Source organism: Bradyrhizobium sp. 25ACV, from assembly GCF_054863005.1.
In genome coordinates, this window is record NZ_JAVAYO010000160.1 from 1 (window position 1) to 251 (window position 251).

1 protein-coding gene is annotated in these 251 nt (G+C 68.1%); it reads left to right on the plus strand.

What is annotated here, in order from left to right; genetic code table 11:
• Positions 1 to 251: substrate-binding domain-containing protein (locus RAD04_RS38985; RefSeq protein ID WP_461628010.1), on the plus strand; the 251-nt coding region annotated here is incomplete at both ends.

A 251-nucleotide genomic window follows, 5' to 3' on the forward strand; every position in this document is an offset into this window, starting at 1 on the left:
GATGATCGTCGCGCGGCCTATGACATGACGCGGCATCTGGGGGCGCTTGGGCACAAGCGGATCGGCTTTATTACGGGCGACCCGAAGCAGACCGCCAGTGGCGAGCGGCTGGCGGGATACCGTGCCGCGCTGTCCGACCTTGGGCTGGCCTTCGCGCCCGAGCTCGTCGGCCAGGGGCTGTTTACCTATCGCTCGGGGCTCGACGCTGCCGAACGTCTGCTGGATCTGGCCGAGCGGCCGACCGCGATCTT